The sequence below is a fragment of the Peribacillus sp. SIMBA_075 genome (assembly GCF_046534585.1).
In genome coordinates this window covers 1-266 of sequence record NZ_JAWRYN010000775.1, presented here as the reverse complement: position 1 = coordinate 266, position 266 = coordinate 1, and the positions used below count along the sequence as shown (strand labels likewise).

Here is a 266-nt window from a genome sequence, read left to right as displayed (position 1 = left end):
ATAACGGGTATACCATGAGTGTAAAGACTCCTTTTGAAAGGAATGAGGACATTGTTTCAAGCTGATCGGATGGTCGTTGCGTTTGATGGACATGAAGACAGTAAGAAAGCATTAAAGAAGGCAATCGCTTTATCCAAAACCTTGCATGCCAAGCTGACCGTTGCCTATGCACATGATAGCAAATCAAGCAGACAGGTGTTTGATGCACCACGCCCAATGACTGGCGGGGCTTATATCGGGGGCGGCATGGCAGACCTTCAAACACC

The 266-nt window shown here is 47.0% G+C and carries 1 protein-coding gene; it reads left to right on the top strand.

What is annotated here, in order from left to right; translation table 11 throughout:
- Positions 1-51 precede the first annotated feature (51 nt).
- Positions 52-266: universal stress protein (locus tag SB775_RS30310; RefSeq protein WP_410864953.1), on the top strand; the 215-nt coding region annotated here is incomplete at its 3' end.